Raw genomic sequence first — 19,235 nt, forward strand, 5'->3', positions numbered from 1 at the left:
GAAACCGAACCACGCTTGCGGCAGCGCAAAGCACCGGCGCTCGAATATGCAAAGCGCGGAGTATACATATACCCGCCAGCTCAGCCCAGTCTCCCCGCGCCTGGCGCCTGTCACCCGTAGGAGCGGTCATTGGCCGCGAAAAGAACACCGCGTACTCACTGATGTGTCGCGGTGCGCCGTTCGCGGCCAATGACCGCTCCTACGGGGTTGTTACGTCGGCGATACAGCATCGATCAGGATTTGGTTTTCACCTTGGCAACGTCGCCGCCAGGCAGGCCTTGCTCGGGCTCTGGGCTGAGCCAGACGTTGACACTGTCGACACTCTCTTGGTTCAACTGCCCGCTCCAACGATTCAACATGAAAAGGTTGGTAATGAAGTCATATTGGGATTTGAGCAAATCCCTGCGCGCTTTGAACTCATTCTGCACGCTGGTCAAAACGTCCACCGCATTAACCACGCCATAGGCAAAGGCTTTCTGAGCTGCAACGCTGGACTGCTGAGCCGAAGACAAGGCGTTCTTGTTCGCACGGATCTTCTCGACGCTGGCCTGCGCGGTCAGATAGGCCGTGGTCGTCTCCTTGACGACTTGACGCCGGATGCCTTCGAGATCCTGCTCTGCGGCTAGCTGATCATCATAGAGACCGCGCACCCGCGCAGAAGTAGACCCACCGCTATAGATGGGAACCCTTACGCCCAACGTCGCAACATAACTATCACTGCGCGGCGTCAAGGTATTGTCGTAACCCACGTCGCTCTGCTGCGCACTCAGACTTACACTCAGTTGCGGATAGTGCCCACCCTTCCCTTCACGCACGGCGGCATCTGCGGCTTCGGCACCACTTTGGTAGGCCTTGAGCAACGGGTTGGCCTCCATTGCCTGGGACACGAAGTTGGCTAAGGGCGCGACCGGCGCCTGCAATGCCACGTCGTTACGCACCCGACTCAAACGCTCATCAATGCGCCGCCCGACAATCTCCGACAGCGCTTCGCGACTCACCTGCACCTGGTTACGCGCATCCACTTCCTGCGCTGCCAGTGCATCGACCCGCGCCTTGAGATCCAGCTGATCGGTGATCTTGGCCATTTGCCGTTCATACAGCATGTTCACCCGATCAAGGTTCTTCTGCGTCGCCCGGCGTTCGGCTTGCACCAGTTCCAGTTCGTCGTCGGCAGCCAAGGCAATGAAATAGCGCTTGGCCAAGTCAACTGTTGCCTCGGCATGGGCGTCCTCAGCCTGCGCGCCTTTCTGCGCAGTGACGCTCTTGGACTTCTGCCAGCCCTCCCAAGCCGTCTTGTTATAGAGGTATTGGGTCAGGCTCAGGGAATAGCTCTTGTTGTCATAGATTTCCCGCGCGGCGTCGTCCTTGCGCAGGATCCGGTTGACGTTGCTCTGCGCCGACAACTGCGGCAGCAAGCCACCAAGCGCCTCGCGCTGTTGCTCAGAGGCAGCACGGGCCCGAGCATAGGCTGCCAGCACCCGTGGATCTTCCAAGCGCGCCTCGCGATACAGGCCGGCAAGGTCAAGCGCGTAGGTCAACGCTGATACGGGCGGTTTGGGAGGCAAATCCTTGGGCACCACCGGTTCCGCGCCCACTGCTTGCAAAACGAACATGCTCAACATCACACCAGGTAGCAAACGCAGCACGATCATTCCTCGATCATCGACGTGGCGATTAGATTCTGCGCAGGCTTAAGTAGATACTCCAACATAGTGCGGTCACCAGCATTGATGAGCACTTCAGCAGGCATGCCAGGCTGCAATTTACGATCACCGAGTTTCTTCATGCCGTCTTCGGACACCTTAACGCGCACCAGGTAATAGGGATCACCTGAACGCTCGTCCTTCAACGCGTCGGCCGAAATACGGGTTACCTCGCCTTCGATTACTGGAGTAGTAGAGTTGTTGAAAGCGCTAAAACGAATATCTGCTCTCTTGCCAAGCGAAAGCCGATCGATGTCATTCGGTGCGACGTGCGCCTCGACAATCAGCTCTGCGGAAGCAGGTACTATATCCAGCAGTGGAGTAGCAGCACTGACCACACCGCCTACCGTATGCACTTTCATATCCAGCACCATGCCGCTTTCCGGCGCACGAATGACCACGCGGGACAGGCGATCGCTCAAGGCACTCTCTTTCTCCTGCAGATCAAACACCTGAGCCTGCACATCGGAAAGCTCGTTAGCCACGTCCGAGCTGAATTTCTTGTTCAGCTGCACGATCTGCATTTCTGTCTCGCTGATCTGCAGGCGGGTTTTCACAATGGTGGACTGATGATCGGCCACTTCCGTCTTGAGCATGTCCAAACGGCGCTGCTGTTCCAGCAAACGCTGATTGTCGACAAACCCCTGAGACAGCAGGTCCTTGAGCTGAACGATTTCACCGGTATAGGACTTTTCCAGATTCTGCTTGGTCTTGATCATGTCCTGCAGGCCCAGAATCTGCTGCTTCAACTGACTGATGCGCTCGCGCTGGACAGATATCTCGCTCAACCGTGAGTCATGACGCGCACTGAAGACCTGCTGCTCGCCGGCCAATGCCTCTTGTGCACGTTCCGAGTCGGTGCCGGACAAGACCACGGGCGGAATGGCCTGCAACCCGTCGCGCTCGGCGCGCAAACGGGCCTCTTTATAGCGGGCAACGATCAACTGGTTGCGCGTGGACTCATACTCGGCACTTAGTTGGCCTTCATCCAGCACGATCAACGGATCACCCTTATTGACCATGTCGCCATCGCGGGCAAGCAGTTCTTTTACGATACCGCCCTCGAGGTGTTGGACCGTTTTACGGTAGCTCTGAACAGTTACGTTGCCGGTGCCATGCACTGAGTTTCCCAATGGCGCTACTGCAGCCCAGGTACCGAAAATACCGAAAGTCACAAAAACAATCGTCAAGCCAATGCGCCGAATGCCTCGATCGGAGGTGGGCATGTCGTCGAAGTTGTGGTCGAACGTGGTAATAGCCTTGCTGGTCACTGATGAATTCCTTTCAAGCGCCGTTGGGTGCAGAAGCAGCAGGTGCTGGCGCAGCGGGGCCTGCCGGAGGCGCTGGAGGCTTCGGTGCTGCTGGAGCTACGGCGCCGGGAGCGGCGGCCCCGGGCTGCGCAACACGAGCCTGACCTTTGGCCTGCTGAGCGGCAAGCTCGGCGATGACCTTGTCTCGTTCGCCGTAGAGAGAAATCGTCCCGTTCGACATCACCAGGATGCGGTCCAATCGTGAAAGTATGTTGGGGCGGTGGGAAACGATGAACACGGTGGCGCCTGTTTCCTTGATCTTTTGCAGGGCCACGCTCAATGCACGCTCACCAACCTCATCGAGGTTGGAGTTAGGCTCATCCAGCACAATCAGTCGCGGGTTGCCATAGATTGCACGTGCCAAGCCAATTCGTTGACGCTGACCACCTGAGAGGTTGATGCCGTCGCTACCGATCACGGTGTCATAGCCGTCCGGAAGCATCAGCACCATTTCGTGGACGCCTGCAGTCTGTGCTGCTTGCACGACTTTTTCCGCGTCGATTTTTTCAAAGCGCGCGATATTGTCGCTGATCGTCCCTTCAAAAAGCTCGATGTCCTGAGGCAGGTACCCCACATAGGGGCCTAGTTCGTGCTTGTCCCAACTACTGATGTCTGCGCCGTCGAGTCGTACAACGCCGTGCTGTGTAGGCCAAATGCCCATCAATGCACGAACGAGGGTCGATTTGCCCGCAGCGCTAGGGCCGACGATACCGACGATTGAACCGGCGGGCGCAACGAAACTGATGTTGCGGATGACCGGGGCCTTGGCGCCCGGCGGCGCAACGACGAGATTTTCGACCTGGATATGACCTTGTGGCGCTGGTAGCGGCATGCGGTCAGGCTCTGCGCTGAGTTTGTCCAGCACGCCGTTAAGGCGAGTGTACTGAACCCGCGCAGCAATGAAACCTTTCCAGCTGCTGATTATTTGATCGATCGGAGCTAGAGCACGACCTAAAAGAAGCGAGCCCGCCATCATCAGGCCAGGGTTGATCTGATGGGTGATCGCCAAATAGGCACCCAAAGCCAACATTATCGATTGGGACCAATTTCGAAATGTTCTTGAAATGGAGGAGATAGTTCCGCCTTTGTCGCTGGCGTCCGATTGCAGCATCAACACCCTGCGTTGACGTATCGCCCACCGGTTCATCAGCGTCTCGAGCATCCCCATGGATTCGATCACTTCCGCGTTGCGCAATGTCTTGTTGGTTGTGACATTTGAGCTAACGCTTTCCTTGTTGGCGGAAGCGATCGCATTCGCCGTGTACCTATGGTTGGCGAACGCCAATACGATCAGGACTAAGCCCGACCCCACGGTCATCCAACCAAACCAAGGGTGAAACAGAAACATCACAGCTGTATAGATAGGAAACCAAGGGGCATCGAAAAATGCAAACAGGCCGTTTCCAGTGAGGAACTGGCGCAGCGACGTCAGATCGTTTAGCGATTGAGCTGTTGCGTCCATGCCACCACTGCTCAACGCGCGTTTGAAGCTAGCTCGGTACACGTCGCGGCTGAGCAAGACATCGAGCCGATTGCTTATACGAACCATGATTCTGGAGCGGACCCATTCGAGCGCACCCATGGTGATCATGAGCACAGTCAGTATCAGGGTCAGCATCACCAAGGTAGAAGTGCTGCTTGCTGGAACCACCCTACCGGACACTTGGATCATGAAAAAGGTTGGCACCAGCATCAACGCGTTTACGAAGAAGCTGAAGAAGCCTACCGAGAGGAAGCTGGTTTTGCAGGCCTTTAATGCTGCCTGCAGATTATTTTCACGTGGCCGACTCATAGTATCCGTACTGAAAAAATGGCAAAAACGGCGCTCAGTGTACCACTTGCTTTCATCTGATAGGAGTGAGCACCACAACTACCGACGTAGGCAGACGGCTAGCGCCCTAGCGCAAAACCCGTGGAAGCATATGGAAGCACAACAAGAAGAACTATGATTTTTTTCCTAATTTTTTATTCATCTAGGCCTCGCTGGGGACGCCTAGGCATGTCAAGCATTTCGGTGATCCTACCTAAGGCAACGATCACGAAGACCCTCAGGAAATTGGTAGTTAAATGCCAGAGCGCCAAACGAATGATCTAGCGTGAGAATATGGCGAAACGCCTCCACTGCAACGACTGAAATCCGTCGAATTAAATTATTACATTCAAATATGATTCACAACCTATTGTTTTTTAACGTTTTTTTATTTTTTGGCGCAGCGTAGCATTTTTCGTAATGAGGCTGTCTGAATATGACGGCGTATGATGAGCTCGCTCATCAGCCGCTCCTGCGGCTTTTCAGATGAGCGTGTAAGAATTTTTACATTGGGTGATTGACATACCCCCCCCTTACGCTCAATCATTCTTGCACGCAGGGACGCCGCCACTGGCCACGTTATTGTTTTAGGGCTTGTCATGTTTTTTAGATGACACAGTGTGTTTCAGCCAACAGGAAATTGGAATTCATGTCACTGCCTTCGCATGCACTAGATGGCCTGAAAATCAGCTCGCGGGTTACCCTGCTAGAGCCAGGAATGTACATCTTCAGGTATGCCTCGCAGCCTCCGGTGGATAAACCGGTGTGCATCGCCCTACAGCAAGCACCATTGGGCAAGGGATCCATTGATTTCTTCCCGGCTGAAGGCGTCAGCAAGAACATGCTGACCCACTTGGGAGACACCATAGTTGCCCGAGTCAAAAGTGGCGTCGCCACTGTTTTAATCACCGAATACCATATGTTCGATGCCGAGATTGATCCTATCGATTTGCGCATTGATCGTATCGACACCTCCCCTGCAATCATGCGAAATTTTGCAGTTGTGGCCACCCCAGAGCCAAGCCCTGCAATCGAGGCAATCGCTTCGCCCGCGTCCTTGAAACTCATTGCGCATCTACAAGGTGCTGGCGATGTGGAATCGAATAAAGGTTGGGTAGGCGAGCACGACGGCACCAAGCGCTTGGAAGGTTTTAGCGTCATCTGGGAGAACAAGCCTGCTGGCGTGGACTTAGTCTACACATCCACCGTCGCAGGCTCCGGGCCTAGTCCAAACGTCGCAGCTGGCACATTCACCGGCACGCGCGGTAAGGCATCCCCGCTTATTTCAGCAGGTTTCAGCCTCGTCGGGCCCAACCGCTCCCTTTACGAATTGTCAGGTCACATCGTGTTTTCCGGCTCCTCGCCGCAACTCGTCGTGCCCAACCAGATGATGTATGGCCCCACTGGCACCGAGCCATTGGTGGCGCTGCATCTCTCTATAGATCCCGTTACGAAGATGAACGCTCCCCGCTATAAGTCTCCTTGGGAAAACTCTGCACTGAAGCAGAAAATCAGCAGCACAGGCCAGATGGCCTGAAGTAACAGGAATTACACATGCAATACGACAGCCCTATTTCGTCCGAAACGTTCCAGACCTCTCTGACCAGCACCAATTTCTCGTCCGCAACTGCGGCCGCGATCAGTTCGTTGCTCAGCCTGGAAACCACCGAAACTGTCAACCTGGCTAGCTGGGATGGCGTTTCTGCACCTCTGACTCCTACTGGTCAGACTGCCGCTGCAGAAGTCGTTACGGGCACCATCGCTGGTCGTACTGGCGACACCGTTAACTTGGCTATTCCTGATTCGTTGGCTTCAGCCAAGGCGTTCGTACTGGACAGCAATGCTAACCTCAACGTTACATTCAATCCTGTCGTAGCTGCGGCCGCTGCAGCAGATGCATCGACTGTAAACGCCTTCAGCATCGCAGCCGCCGCTGTTGCCGCTGATCCAGCAACTGCCGTCGAATTCCTGGTCAAAACTGGCAACGGCGATGACATCATTACTGTAACCGGCGACCAGAACACCTACATCGACGCCGGCTTCGGCAACGACATCATCACTACTGGTAACGGCAACAATACTGTAGTGGCCGGCTTGGGCAACAACGTCATCACCACCGGCACTGGTAACGACACCATCGTTCTGAGCGGTGTAAACCATTCTGATGTCGTCAACACTGGCGCTGGCTATGACGTGGTTCAGCTGGATGGTTCGTCTGCCAACTACAGCTTCGTTGCAGGCAACAACTTCAACGTTACGCTGAACGGCGCTCAAGGCCTTGGCCAAACTGCTGCAATCACCGACGCTGAATTCCTGAGCTTCACTGATAGCGAAGGCGTTCTGAGCACCGTTGCTTTGGCTCATAACGATGCCGAAGCTGTCGCCCTGCGTCTGTATGAAGGTATCCTCGGCCGTGACGCTGACGTTACTGGTGCTCAGCAGTGGACTACTCAGGTCAATGCTGGCACTTCGGTGAACACCATTGCCGAGAACTTCCTGAACTCTGCCGAGTACACCGACGCCGACAACACCGCATTCATCGACACCCTGTACACCACCCTGCTGGGTCGTGGCATCGGTGAAGACACTGCTGGTGCTCAAAACTGGCTGAGCGTATTGGCCAACGGTGGCTCCCTGGTAGACGTCGTAACCGGCATCGCTACTTCGCAAGAAGCCATCGCTCAGGACAGCAGCAACGGCGAATTCGTCGAAGCTCTGTACCAAGCAGCTCTGGAGCGTACTGCCGACGCTGATGGTCTGTCGTCGTGGGTTAGCCAACTGGTGAACGGTGCAAGCCGTGCCGAAGTTGCCGCTGGCATCCTGGGTTCTTCCGAAGCAGCCGAGAAGTCGACCGACAACTTCCTGAACGACCTCTATGTAAAAGCGCTGGGTCGTACTGAAGAGCAGGCTGCTGCCGACGTTACTGGTAAAGCAGGCTGGGTCGAGGCTCTGGCTAACGGCGCCACCCATGCCGACGTTGCCATCGGCATCATCGGTTCGCAGGAAGCCATTGCTCACATCGACAACGTTGTTGTGCTGCACGGCGCGGTGTAATTCACCCTGCTAAGTCGGAAAATACGCTCGGCTGAAAGGCTGAGCGTATGTTGAAAAAAGGGGCGACTTTAGAGTCGCCCTTCTTTTTATTTTGAATGGCGAATCGATCAGCCCATGTCCAGACCCCTTGATCGTGAGCGAGAAACGCTCATGGACATTTTTCACCGTCACCGTCAGGCCAATGAGCATGACCTCGCCGCTGCAGCGCTGGAACGCGCCATGCAAACGTCCGAATACCGACCGGAGGCTTTGATCTGGAAAGGTATCGGGACATTGCCGCATGATCCGCAGTTGGCTTTTATTTTTCTAAGCAATGCAGCGCACCTGCTTCCTCATCGACCAGACGTACACGCCTTGGTCGGCCGAAGCATTCTTCTTCAGCATCAGCCAAAGCTTGCGAAAGAGTATCTGTGGTCGGCCTGGCAGAAAAACCCAAACGACCTTTCTTTGAGAATGACTCTGTGGCAAGCCCGTAGCCAGTGTGAGTCGCCCCAGAAATTGCGCACATCAATTCTGGCGCACCTTCCTGATATCACCGAGGCGAGTGAACTCTCTTTCGTGTTGAAGTTGCTGCTCGCCCAGCCCGATGGCGCTTCTACCTTTGGCGTGGTTCGCTACAGCCCCGAGGAAAAGGAAGTTCAGGGTTGGGCCGTGGATCTACGCAATCCACAAGCTGTGCCCACTTTGGAGCTTGAGTCCAACGGGCAAACGATGTCGTTGACGGCAAATCTGGCGCATCCGCTACTGATTGCCATAGGCCTTCCCGCCACTCACGGCGGGATCCGAATCAAGGTTCCTAATCCCACGCGGGCCGTGAACATAAGATTCTCAGCAGGAGCCTGCTTGCTGGGCAGCCCGGTGTCGGCGATGCCAACGTTCGTCCCGCCCCCTGCAGTTCTTGGAACAGGTACAACTCAGTCAGTCGATGTACTGATTCCGGTCTATGACGGGCTTGAGGAAACCCTTGAGTGCATCAACAGCGCGATCGCAGCTCGTAAGCTCAATCGCATACCACACCGGATCGTAGTACTGGAAGATGCCACGCCGATTCCAGGTTTGCGAAAGGCGCTCAACGTCTTGGCAGGGAAAGGTAAGATCAAGCTGGTGCAGAATCCTGTTAATCTGGGTTTCATTAGGAACATGAACCGCGGCATGGCACTCAATAGCTTGCAAGACGTGGTCTGGCTCAATGCCGATACACGAGTCCAAGGCAATTGGCTGGACCGGCTGCATGCAAAGGCGTACGCCTCGGCCGATATCGCCTCAGTTACCCCCTTTACCAACAATGGCGAGCTGATGAGCTTTCCTATTAGCCGCATTAGCGCGCCGATGCCAAATGCCATCGAACACGCCAAGATCGATGACCTAGCTCGAGAAGTGGACAGCCCTGCGGTAGAGCTAGAGACCGGATGCGGCTTTTGCCTCTATATCAAGCGGAGTGCATTGGATGTCGTGGGCTATTTGGACGAGGTGCATCTGAGTCGTGGTTATGGTGAAGAAACCGATTGGTGCCTTCGAGCGCGTCAGCATGGTTTCAGGCATATCGGAGCTCCCAACGTATTCGTCGCTCACAAAGGCGGAGTCTCCTTCAAGGAGGAGAAAGCGCTAAGGGTGGCTTACAACAACGCAATATTGCGTACGCGGTTTCCTAGCGCCGAATCCGACTACGAGGCCTTCTGTAAGAGAGATCCATTGCGGCCAGCACGCAACGCACTTCAAAGCGCTCGCCTACCTGAAATATACGATTGGCTCGAGAACCGAGGGCTGCCTAGCAACGGTGTCATACCTCTCTATGCCCACAATCAAGTGCCCGTCGATGAGCCGGTGATACTCGAGTATCGCCAAGGTGAAGCTGGTCTGATGATCACCGTCAAGGCAATGACTACACCCTTGATGACAGTACTGGAATACAGCATGCCTAGAGATATTGCAGATTTCCGTCAAACCATAACCGCTCTACTGAACAATGGTGTGCGCGGTTTGGTTTGCAAAGGGACTGCTCAAGTGCCAGTCGCACTACAGGATCTACTGTGTGGATTAGATATCAGTTCCAGCGCCGACGACCTCCCCTCCATTGAGAAGGTGAATATCACGTCAGACGTTCTCGAACATCGCGCGATAATAGCGGACGATCTATCCCAACCCGACGTGCTGCACAAATGGCTTAAAATCGCGCAGGTACTTCGCAAAACGCGTTCAGCCAACGTGCTCTGCGTCGAAGGTGACGGCCCCGCGTTAGCGACGCTTCGTTCAACCGGTGCCGTACTAGGCCTGCTTGCTCCATCTGGACATGACCATGCTCAATGGGCAGCATTGAGCGGTTGCGAACGATTAATCAGCCTTGACCCTGAATCGGCAAGTGATGCCTATTGCCAAACCATGACCAAGCGGTATGGTTTGCCCCTTTATATACTGGATCAAGAACCTTCAGTCGAAGTCGACGCCGGGATCCGTGCACATGGATAAATCAAGGAAATAGGCCCGCAGCCTGACAGAACTATGAACGATCAAAATGCAACCTCTCGTATGTGTGGACTCATTACTGGGCTGTACGGCGACGTACTACAAGGCTGGGCACTAGACCCTTCAAAACCCGCGCTACGTCTGGTGATCGAAGTGTTCATCGATGGACATAGCGTAGCCTTTGCCAAAGCTAACGAATTCCATCCAGGGGCGGATGGGGGCGACGAATTCAATGGTTTCGCCCTTCAGCTTCGTGAAAGCTGGCTTTCAAACGCTAAAACCATCTCAGCACGTATAGCCAATCAAGAGAAATGGCTTGAAGGAACTGTTCACCTCCCTGCGCCCTCTCCTGCTGATCCAGCACCGGCGGCTTCACAGGTATGGCATACCGGTGGACTTAAAGTCAGTGGCTGGGCATTCGATCCTACTGATCCGAATCGAGCAGTGACCGTGACGGTCCGAGAAGGTATCAACACCCTGGCCACAGTCACCGCCGATCATCTGCATCACGCTCTAGCTTATAAGGCCAGCCGGCACCACGGCTTCGAGATTGATTTGCCGTGGGTGTTAGCGGATGGAAAACTGCATAATCTCGAGGTATTCAACGACCGAGGTCAACCCCTGTCTGGTAGTCCACTGCAGCTATGCTGCTGGCCAGAAGGTATAGAGTCACTCGTACGCTCAAATGGCCACACTCGTCTAAACACGCACTGTGATACTTTGTTGGCAACTGTAGCGCGCCACCAAGAACTACTACTTCCCAAAAGTGCTGGATTTGAGCACTATCCAGAGTGGTTTGAAGTATTTCAAGCGCCAGCACCAGCTGTAGAGGGTACACCGCTTAGATGTGGCGTAATGATTATTACCGATGGGAACAGTACGCTTGAGACAATCACTCAATCAAGTGTTGCGAATCAACGGGTCGAAGTTACTCTCACTGTGCTGACTCATGAGGATGACATTACAGCGGCAATAAATAAGCTTGAGGCCCAGAAGTGTGACGCAATTATTCCCGTGATGGCTGGAGACAGATTATCCCCATACGCAGTTGATCAACTGATGGGGTTGATGACTGACGGGGTGATTTGGGGATATGGTGATTGTGATTGCGATGGAATAAATGGTGAGCGTACCTCGCCATGGTTAAAGCCGATTTGGGATATAGACCTGTTTTTAGGCGCTGACATATTTACCCCTGGCGCGGTGATACGGACTGAAGCGATCAAAAGCGTTCTCGAGCGCATTCGAAAAAATACCCAGCCAGCGCGGATCAGCTGGTTAGACTTCGTTAGCGCTCTAGCTTTTTTTAGCGAAACATCAGGCTCTACCGTAGGGCATCTCCCCCGCGTAGTTTATCATCGGCATACTAGACTACCTAGAAGTCCTGTTGGGGCTGAAAGAAACATAAAAAGAGAAAAGTCGATTGGGTGGCTGGTTCAAAACCTAGTGCCCGGTTCGACTGTAAAACCAAATCACATTTATCCCGCGCTGCTAGTTCCTCAGTGGGCTCACCCCCAAACGTTTCCTAAAGTGACCCTTATGATTCCGACGCGAGATCGGGTTGATCTTCTTCGGACATGTGTTGAGGGGGTTTTGAAAAGCACCAATTATCCAAACTTAGAAATTATTATAGTTGATAATGATTCCACCGAGGATGAAACGCTCCAATATTTAGACGAACTACAAACACGGGGTGTACGCGTGCTGCCACATCCGCATGCGTTCAACTATCCTGCAGTCAATAACAGGGCCGCCGAGGTATCAACAGGCGAGCTTGTCTGCCTACTGAATAATGACATTGAAATCATAGATAGCAACTGGCTCACCGAACTGGTGAAGCATTGCCTTCGTCCCAACATAGATGTGGTAGGAGCGAAACTCCTTTGGTCGAATGGTATGGTTCAACACGGTGGAGTCGTTATAGGTATCAATGGCCTCGCCGCACACGCAGGGAACAACCTAGAAGATAGAGATCCCGGTTATCTTGGGAACAATCAGATTACACATCGCCGAAGTGCAGTGACTGGCGCTTGCATGCTACTCACCAGAGAGTTGTACTTGAAACACCGCGGCATGGATGAGTTCCTTTTTCCGGTAGCTTTCAATGATGTTGATCTCTGTTTGAGAATTACGGAATCTGGAGGGCGTATTTTGTGGGTAGCTTCCAGCAAGCTAATTCACGCAGAATCTGCAAGCCGTGGCAAGGACATTAGCGCCGAGAGGCGAAGTAGAGCAAAGCGAGAGCAAGATTACTTCATAAGAAAATGGTCCGTAATCAATAGAAGCGATCCTTTCTATCACCCCTCTCTTTCTCATGATTATTTGACTGGGCCATATTCAGGTCTAGCATTACCACCAACTAACAACTCAATCAGATACAGCTACTCAGTTCTAACCTCAACTGAGCAGCGAGAAATGGAAAGATTGAAAGGATGAAGAATTCATTCGCAGAACTAAATGACGGCGAATATAGCCCATGGCGCCGATCCATGCCATTGAAGTCAACGACAGTATCCTTTTGATGAATACACCATTACGTGACAACATGAACGATAGACATTCGTTACCAAGTAGTAACACACACACTCAATTTGATGCTGTATTCTATCGAACTTGGTTTCCCGACGCGTCGCAGCTGGACGATATAGCGGCTAGGGAAAATTGGGAGGAAAACAAAGCATCGAGGCCACCCAACTTCAATAGCCTGCTGAATAGCAGAGGACTTTCTCTTTCTACCATCCCTAAGGATACAGATTGGGATCTCTATGTTTCTAAGCATCACAAGCTTAAAGAGCCCAGCACATCTCAGTACCATATACTTTTCAGTTATTTAAGGAAACAGCAAGCCGAAAAGCTCCGAGATTTTCAGTTTGTGCGATCCTATTACAAGTCACTTAGCGCATATAACGATAAGCATTTGAATTCACTTTTCATGAATAGTGAACATGGCGCCTATTTGGGTTCCATACGCGAACTGCTAGAAGCCTATGGATTCGAACCAAACGTTATAGGCTACCTATATTCAAAAAATATCATCCCAATTGCAGCATCGGAAAACCTCGGCTGGGACTGGGATAAATTCATTGACCAGCTGATGATGCAACCCGTTCGGAAGCATACCTTTAGCAATAGTGCATTAACAAACGCAGAACTATACATTTTACTTGCGTGGCACGCGCATCGCAGTGGGCTTGAAGCCAAAGCAGAACAGTTATATAGAATTGCAAAGGAAATACATGCTGACTGTGCGATGATTAAGCAATGGACTAGTAAAGTCACGCTATCCACGTCGAGCTACATATTTTCACCCAATAACTGTGTTGATACGCTTTTTTATAGATCTCGTTACGAGGACCTCAGCCTCAGCGACGTTACAGGCTTGGAAAGACATTGGCAAACGCATGGCTTTGCTGAGCATAGAGCTCCGACCCTAGAGCATGAGCTGCATTTATTGCATCTCAACATACAAGATCTGCCCGTGGGTTTCGACTGGCGCAGCTTTTTGAAAGAATATGAGATTGATGGTAACAGACCTTGGGCGAGCAGAAACTTTGCCATAATCTCGTACCTCCAGCTGGTTAAAGAGGGAAAAGCGTATGAGCATAGTTTTTATACCAGCTACTACGTGGATGCCCTGAGGTTATCAGCCGATCCAAGCCAAGCTTTCGCTCACTGGTCAACTAGCGTGTCGGGCTCCGATCGTCGTATCGGTAACCTTACTCAATATTTGACAAGCCTAGATTTGCCTATAGGCAAAATTCCGAGTTGGCTTGATTTCGAGGAAATCAAAGAAATCAATAGTGAATGGAGCAAACCATATTGGGATACTATCGCCCACATCCTCCGCTCCGCATCGCTTCCACTACTGAAAGTCACCAAGGACTCGATGCGCAACGCTGATTTTTACTATGAAATCGGCAATCATTACGAGCACTTGGGAAATCTCGATAGGGCACATGAAATCTACATCGGACTACTTGAGTTTGCCAGCCATACATTCACATTAGAGCATCTAGGCAATATATACTACCGCGCTGGATTATATTCCAGGGCGATGAGCAAATACCTGAAGGCAGTTTCAAATGGAAACTGTTCAGAGTGGGCATATATCAACGCCTTGAGATGCGCAGCCAAAAATATCAGCACTGCGGCAATCACAGTGAGCATATGCTCTTCAGCGATCGACAATCTCACAGATCCAAAGCTGATAGAAGAATATATTGGCGAGATCGTTGATACGCTATGGACTGAAGCATCTAAACAAATTGATATTTATTTACATCAAAACAAAAGATCTGAAATAATAGATACCGTTTTTGAAACAGCTAAGGTTATCGATGCTTTATATTCAACACTGACTATTGGGAAATCGAAGCGACGGTACGAAGGAGCGCTTAATTCGGAAAAGGTTCTTATTGTGGGAGATTTCTTCCTACCTCAATGCAAACGATACCGTATTCATCAAAAGCTTGAACAGCTGGAGGCAGCCGGATACAGCGCAACCGCGGTCTCGTGGGTGGATGCCGATCTGGCACTGCAGGAAATCGCTCTGCATGATATTTGTATTTTCTATAGAGCACCTGCGCTCCCCAATGTAGTTAAAGTCATTTCAACCGCTAAAGCTATGGGCAAAGTAGTGGTGTATGAAACAGATGATCTTATTTTTGATGGTGCATATCCACCGCCCATAGAAACATACGGGGGATATATTAGCGAAGCTGAGTACAAAGATCTTGTAAAAGGAATGAGTCTCTACAGGGCAGCTGCTAAGCTCTGCAATTATGCTATTGGATCCACACAACCATTAGTAAATGAGCTCGCCAAACTAGTCACATCAGGCCGATGCTTCCTACATCGGAACGCTTTAGATAAGCAAAACGTGATTCCAGGACCTCCGCCCCAGAAAATCAATCGTGACCATGTCAATATCTTCTATGGCAGCGGCACCAAAGCGCACAATAGCGATTTTATCGAAACCGCACTTCCCGGCTTGAAAAAGCTGATGAGCGAACACACGGTGACAAGGCTCGTCATCGTCGGTTACTTAAATTTACCAACTGAGTTTTTAAAGCTTTTTTCTGATCGAATCGTACAAATCCCCCTTACTGATTCCGTGGAAACGTATTGGTCTTATCTTTCAGCCGCCGACATCAATCTCGCGGTACTTATTCCAGACGCGTTAACTGACTCCAAGAGCGAGCTTAAATGGTTCGAGGCCGCAATCTACGGCATACCATCCGTTGTCAGCCCGACACAGAACTACATAGATGTTATAAATGAGGGTGAAGACGGATTAATCGCTTTTGACCTTGAACATTGGTATGAAAAGCTTGAGCAGCTGGTGCGCTCGCCTGAATTGCGTCACCGCATTGGCGACGCTGCATATAGGCGCGTCGTGAAAGATTACGGAGTTCCAAAAATGTCTCAACAGCTGAGAAGTACGCTTGACCTATTGGTCGAGCTACAAACGTCTGTCAATAATCAGCGCAGTGAAAGATCCCCGTCATGAGCACTAAGAAAAAAATAGCACTCGTAAATGTATTTTTTGCTCCCCAGTCTATCGGAGGGGCTACACGTGTCTTGATGGATAATTTCGATCTGCTTCGCAAGGGTTATGCGGAGGATTATGATCTCGTTGTTTTTACCAGCGATCACGGTTCTCAAAAACCGCACACCTTAACCACCTATCTTCATGAAGGTGTAAGGGTGTACCGTGCAGGCATCGTCTACAGAATCAATATGGACTGGAACCCCTACGATCCAGTGATGGGAGAATTATTCTCGAAATTTCTAGAGCTGGAAAAGCCGGATATTGTGCATTTCCATTGTATTCAACGACTGGGATCGGGCATTGTTGAAGCGACTATAGCGATGTCTATACCATACATAGTAACTATACATGATGCTTGGTGGATATCAGACTATCAGTTCCTGATGGATCGGGAATCTAATGTTTATCAAGATGGCCACCCTGACGTATTTGCTCCACTGCTAACGCCCGAGGGAGTTTCCACACAAGAGTCGCTTAATCGGCGCACGCATCTCAAAAGTCTTTTGAGCAAAGCTTCTTCTGTGCAAGTTGTCTCACAAGCGTTTGAACAAATTTACAATCATAATGGTGTAATAAATACAGTTCCGAATCCTAATGGCATCAATTCACGCGAATGGAAGAAAAGAGCTACGTCATACACGAATAAAATTTGTATTGCCCATATTGGAGGAATGGCGGAACATAAGGGCTATCATATATTCAAACAAGCTCTTCTTGCGCTACCTTATAAAAATCTCGAAGCGTTAGTGGTCGATCATTCCGTACCCTCAAATCATGTTGCGAAAGACATGTGGGGTACAGTTCCGGTGAAATACATCGGAAAGGTTCCGCAAGAAAAGATTGAAGACCTTTACGCGCAAATGGACGTATTGGTTGCTGTGTCGATTTGGCCTGAAAGCTTTGGCCTCGTGACGCGCGAGGCTACTGCGGCTGGCGTTTGGGTAATAGCCTCCAATATAGGAGGCATCGGCGAGGATGTTGTCCAAGGCGTCACAGGAGTGGTGATTCCTCCAGCATTAAACGCGTTAATCGAAGTGTGCCACCAACTCGACCAATTAGGTACTCCACCTAAAGTTCCAAAACATGCAAAGGAGCAGATCCGCACAGTTCGTATTCAAGTTGATAAGGTGGTCGAAACCTATGGCCAGATTCTTCATGGAGGCGAGACAACGGGTGATTAAACAGCAACGATCTTATTGGGGTCATCTAGATGGCTACGCCGATGGGCGCATCACGGGTTGGGCGTTAGATCGACTGAACTCCGTTAAAGCCCCAAGACTAATTTTTTTGATAGATGGGAAGCGTGTTGGCTCCTTGAAGCCGCGGCAGTTCCGATCAGACCTGGTGGCGTCAGGCATTGGAGACGGACATCATGGCTTTTCGTTCAAAATTCCCGATACGTATTTGCGGGCAGAGTCATTTACGGTAAGTGTATTTTTTGCAGATGATTCTCAAGGACTTCAAGCAATTACCGGCTCCCCTGCAACTTATCAACATGGACCTAACATAAAAATAGTTGGAGCATTCTCCGTTGGTTGGGATGGGGTTGTACGAGGCTGGGCAACCCACCTCCCAGCATCCAAAGAAGATCTAGGTTTAGTCGTTCAAGTAGATGGCATCGCTGTAGGCACTGTTTTCACAGACATAGAGCGTCCTGACGTTGAACTTGCGGGGCTGGCCGATAGTAGGTGTGGCTTTCAGTTCGTATTATCGCCATCAGATTGCTTACGGGATATCGTAGACGTTTTGGTATTGGACCAAAAGACTGGAGCTAGCCTGACAGCTGGACCAGCCAAATTCAATGCGGGTAGCTCATATCTAAAAAAGCAACGTGCGTCAGACTTAGACTCCTACCTATTCCAGCTAGACAAATCCTCTCAGCAACTGACATCTACGATTTGCATATCAATACTCCTTCCAACCTACCGGTCTGATCTCCACTACCTATCTCTAGCGATAGAGTCTGTGCTGAACCAAAGTTATCAAAACTGGCAGCTCTGCATTGCAGATGATGGTTCCAATTGTGTCAAGCTGAAATCTCTCCTACTGCAATATAGTCAATCAGATCCGCGGATCTCCTGTGTTTTTATGGCAGAAAACCGACACATTAGTGAGGCTACGAATGCCGCTCTCGCTCTCGCACAGGGCGAATACATCGGGTTACTTGATCACGACGACGTTTTGCATAAAGATGCCATTTTTCATGTAGTAGGCGCTATTCAGTCTAATCCAAAAGCCGTGCTCTTATATACAAATGAAGACAAATGCGATGGTACAGGCGCGAGATATGACCCATATTTCAAGCCCGGCTATGATCCGGAGCTTATGTACAGCCAAAACTATATTAGTCATTTTGGTGTGTATAAAACAGATTTGGTGCGAATGATCGGGGGGTTTAGGCGGGGATATGAAGGAGCCCAAGACTATGATCTTGCGCTTAGAGTCACACGCAATGCCTCACAACAGCAGATAGTTCATATCAACCAAGTCCTCTACCACTGGAGAGCGCTAAGGACTTCTACGGCGTCTTCGATAAGTACAAAGGCCTACGCAAAAATCGCTATGCGGAAGGCTATTTATAGTCATATCCGGGCTATGGGAGAATCCGGAAAAATTAAGTTTAGCCACGATGGCCAGTATATGCAGTTCAAACCATCAAACAGCACACGGGAGCAGAAATACATATTAATAATTAGTACTAAAGTCATAAATTACGGCACTTTGAAACTCTTGCAGGACCTCCCTATCGGACTCAGAGACAACATACAAATTCACATAGTACAATGCTCTTCACCTGGGAAAGCTATTGCAGATATTGTCCTTTTTAACTTATTTAAGGTGATGCTGCATCACGTCTCGCCCAACAAATCACTTGCTCAAATCCTTGATGAGGTACTCTATCATCACAAACACGGCATAGTAATTTATTCCTCTTCTAGCGTCACTCGCCATGCTGCTTATCCTCATTGGTTTAAAACTCTGACCAGCCATGCTAACCGTAAAGAAATTGGATTTGTAACTCCGCGAATTCTTAATAGCAATGGAGACCTATTGCATTATGGTGACACTCGCCAATGCAAAAGCAGCCTAAAAGAAACCCCCCCCCCCGACAATGCATTTGGACAACTTGAGCTTGCGAAAACTGCACAATCTATTAGCTCTTGGATGTTTTCAATACGCACTGAGACCTATAAGCGCGTGAGATCACACTGCCCTGAACAGTCTTCCGACGTCCCGCTTAGCCTAGATTCCATGGCTGAGATTAGTACACAGCTAGGCTTACGCAATATAGCTATCCCGTGTAATGTGATTTTCGAAAAAGATTTCTAGCACTTACCGTTCAA

Annotated in this window: 10 protein-coding genes; 7 read left to right on the top strand and 3 right to left on the bottom strand. The window is 50.8% G+C overall.

The window, feature by feature from the left end:
* Positions 1-233: 233 nt before the first annotated feature.
* From B2V21_RS12950 to B2V21_RS12960, 3 genes are read right to left on the bottom strand one after another with little or no spacing between them, the layout of a single operon-like run.
* Positions 234-1,613, bottom strand: coding sequence for a TolC family outer membrane protein (locus B2V21_RS12950; protein ID WP_376787065.1), 1,380 nt, complete (start codon positions 1,611-1,613; stop codon positions 234-236).
* A gap of 35 nt (positions 1,614-1,648) precedes the next feature.
* On the bottom strand, positions 1,649-2,974 hold the full coding sequence (locus tag B2V21_RS12955) for an HlyD family type I secretion periplasmic adaptor subunit (protein ID WP_286917043.1): 1,326 nt from the start codon (positions 2,972-2,974) through the stop codon (positions 1,649-1,651).
* 13 nt (positions 2,975-2,987) lie between these two features.
* The gene (locus B2V21_RS12960) at positions 2,988-4,805 is read right to left on the bottom strand and encodes a type I secretion system permease/ATPase (protein WP_286917044.1); all 1,818 of its coding nucleotides are present in this window, start codon (positions 4,803-4,805) and stop codon (positions 2,988-2,990) included.
* A gap of 736 nt (positions 4,806-5,541) precedes the next feature.
* Here B2V21_RS12960 and B2V21_RS12965 point away from each other — a divergent pair.
* From B2V21_RS12965 to B2V21_RS12995, 7 genes are all read left to right on the top strand, one after another.
* Complete coding sequence (locus B2V21_RS12965) at positions 5,542-6,360, top strand: hypothetical protein (RefSeq protein WP_286917078.1); 819 nt, start codon at positions 5,542-5,544, stop codon at positions 6,358-6,360.
* Between the two features lie 17 nt (positions 6,361-6,377).
* Entirely contained in the window at positions 6,378-7,877 is a 1,500-nt protein-coding gene (locus B2V21_RS12970; RefSeq protein WP_286917045.1) for a DUF4214 domain-containing protein, read from the top strand.
* Between the two features lie 150 nt (positions 7,878-8,027).
* Positions 8,028-10,343 (top strand): glycosyltransferase family 2 protein, encoded by a 2,316-nt coding sequence (locus tag B2V21_RS12975; RefSeq protein WP_376787064.1) that lies wholly within the window; start codon positions 8,028-8,030, stop codon positions 10,341-10,343.
* Positions 10,344-10,376: 33 nt separating this feature from the next.
* Complete coding sequence (locus tag B2V21_RS12980) at positions 10,377-12,776, top strand: glycosyltransferase family 2 protein (RefSeq protein ID WP_286917047.1); 2,400 nt, start codon at positions 10,377-10,379, stop codon at positions 12,774-12,776.
* A gap of 40 nt (positions 12,777-12,816) precedes the next feature.
* On the top strand, positions 12,817-15,849 hold the full coding sequence (locus B2V21_RS12985) for a glycosyltransferase family protein (protein ID WP_286917048.1): 3,033 nt from the start codon (positions 12,817-12,819) through the stop codon (positions 15,847-15,849).
* Positions 15,846-17,072: a glycosyltransferase family 4 protein gene (locus B2V21_RS12990; RefSeq protein ID WP_286917049.1), complete on the top strand. Its 1,227-nt coding sequence runs from the start codon at positions 15,846-15,848 to the stop codon at positions 17,070-17,072. Before B2V21_RS12985 ends, B2V21_RS12990 begins: the two co-directional genes overlap by 4 nt.
* Positions 17,032-19,221, top strand: coding sequence for a glycosyltransferase family 2 protein (locus tag B2V21_RS12995; RefSeq protein ID WP_286917050.1), 2,190 nt, complete (start codon positions 17,032-17,034; stop codon positions 19,219-19,221). The genes B2V21_RS12990 and B2V21_RS12995 overlap by 41 nt, the downstream gene beginning before the upstream one ends.
* Positions 19,222-19,235: the final 14 nt, after the last annotated feature.

Origin of the sequence: Pseudomonas sp. UBA6276 (assembly GCF_002438365.1) — a bacterium.
GTDB classification, from domain to species: Bacteria; Pseudomonadota; Gammaproteobacteria; order Pseudomonadales; family Pseudomonadaceae; genus Aquipseudomonas; species Aquipseudomonas coleopterorum.

What these genes read in the sequence shown, in the direction of transcription:
- B2V21_RS12950 (WP_376787065.1), bottom strand. Translation starts at nt 1,613, where the DNA reads ATGTTCGTTTTGCAAGCAGTGGGCGCGGAACCGGTGGTGCCCAAGGAT.
- B2V21_RS12960 (WP_286917044.1), bottom strand. Translation starts at nt 4,805, where the DNA reads ATGAGTCGGCCACGTGAAAATAATCTGCAGGCAGCATTAAAGGCCTGC.
- B2V21_RS12965 (WP_286917078.1), top strand. Translation starts at nt 5,542, where the DNA reads ATGTACATCTTCAGGTATGCCTCGCAGCCTCCGGTGGATAAACCGGTG.
- B2V21_RS12970 (WP_286917045.1), top strand. Translation starts at nt 6,378, where the DNA reads ATGCAATACGACAGCCCTATTTCGTCCGAAACGTTCCAGACCTCTCTG.
- B2V21_RS12975 (WP_376787064.1), top strand. Translation starts at nt 8,028, where the DNA reads ATGGACATTTTTCACCGTCACCGTCAGGCCAATGAGCATGACCTCGCC.
- B2V21_RS12980 (WP_286917047.1), top strand. Translation starts at nt 10,377, where the DNA reads ATGAACGATCAAAATGCAACCTCTCGTATGTGTGGACTCATTACTGGG.
- B2V21_RS12985 (WP_286917048.1), top strand. Translation starts at nt 12,817, where the DNA reads ATGGCGCCGATCCATGCCATTGAAGTCAACGACAGTATCCTTTTGATG.
- B2V21_RS12990 (WP_286917049.1), top strand. Translation starts at nt 15,846, where the DNA reads ATGAGCACTAAGAAAAAAATAGCACTCGTAAATGTATTTTTTGCTCCC.
- B2V21_RS12995 (WP_286917050.1), top strand. Translation starts at nt 17,032, where the DNA reads ATGGCCAGATTCTTCATGGAGGCGAGACAACGGGTGATTAAACAGCAA.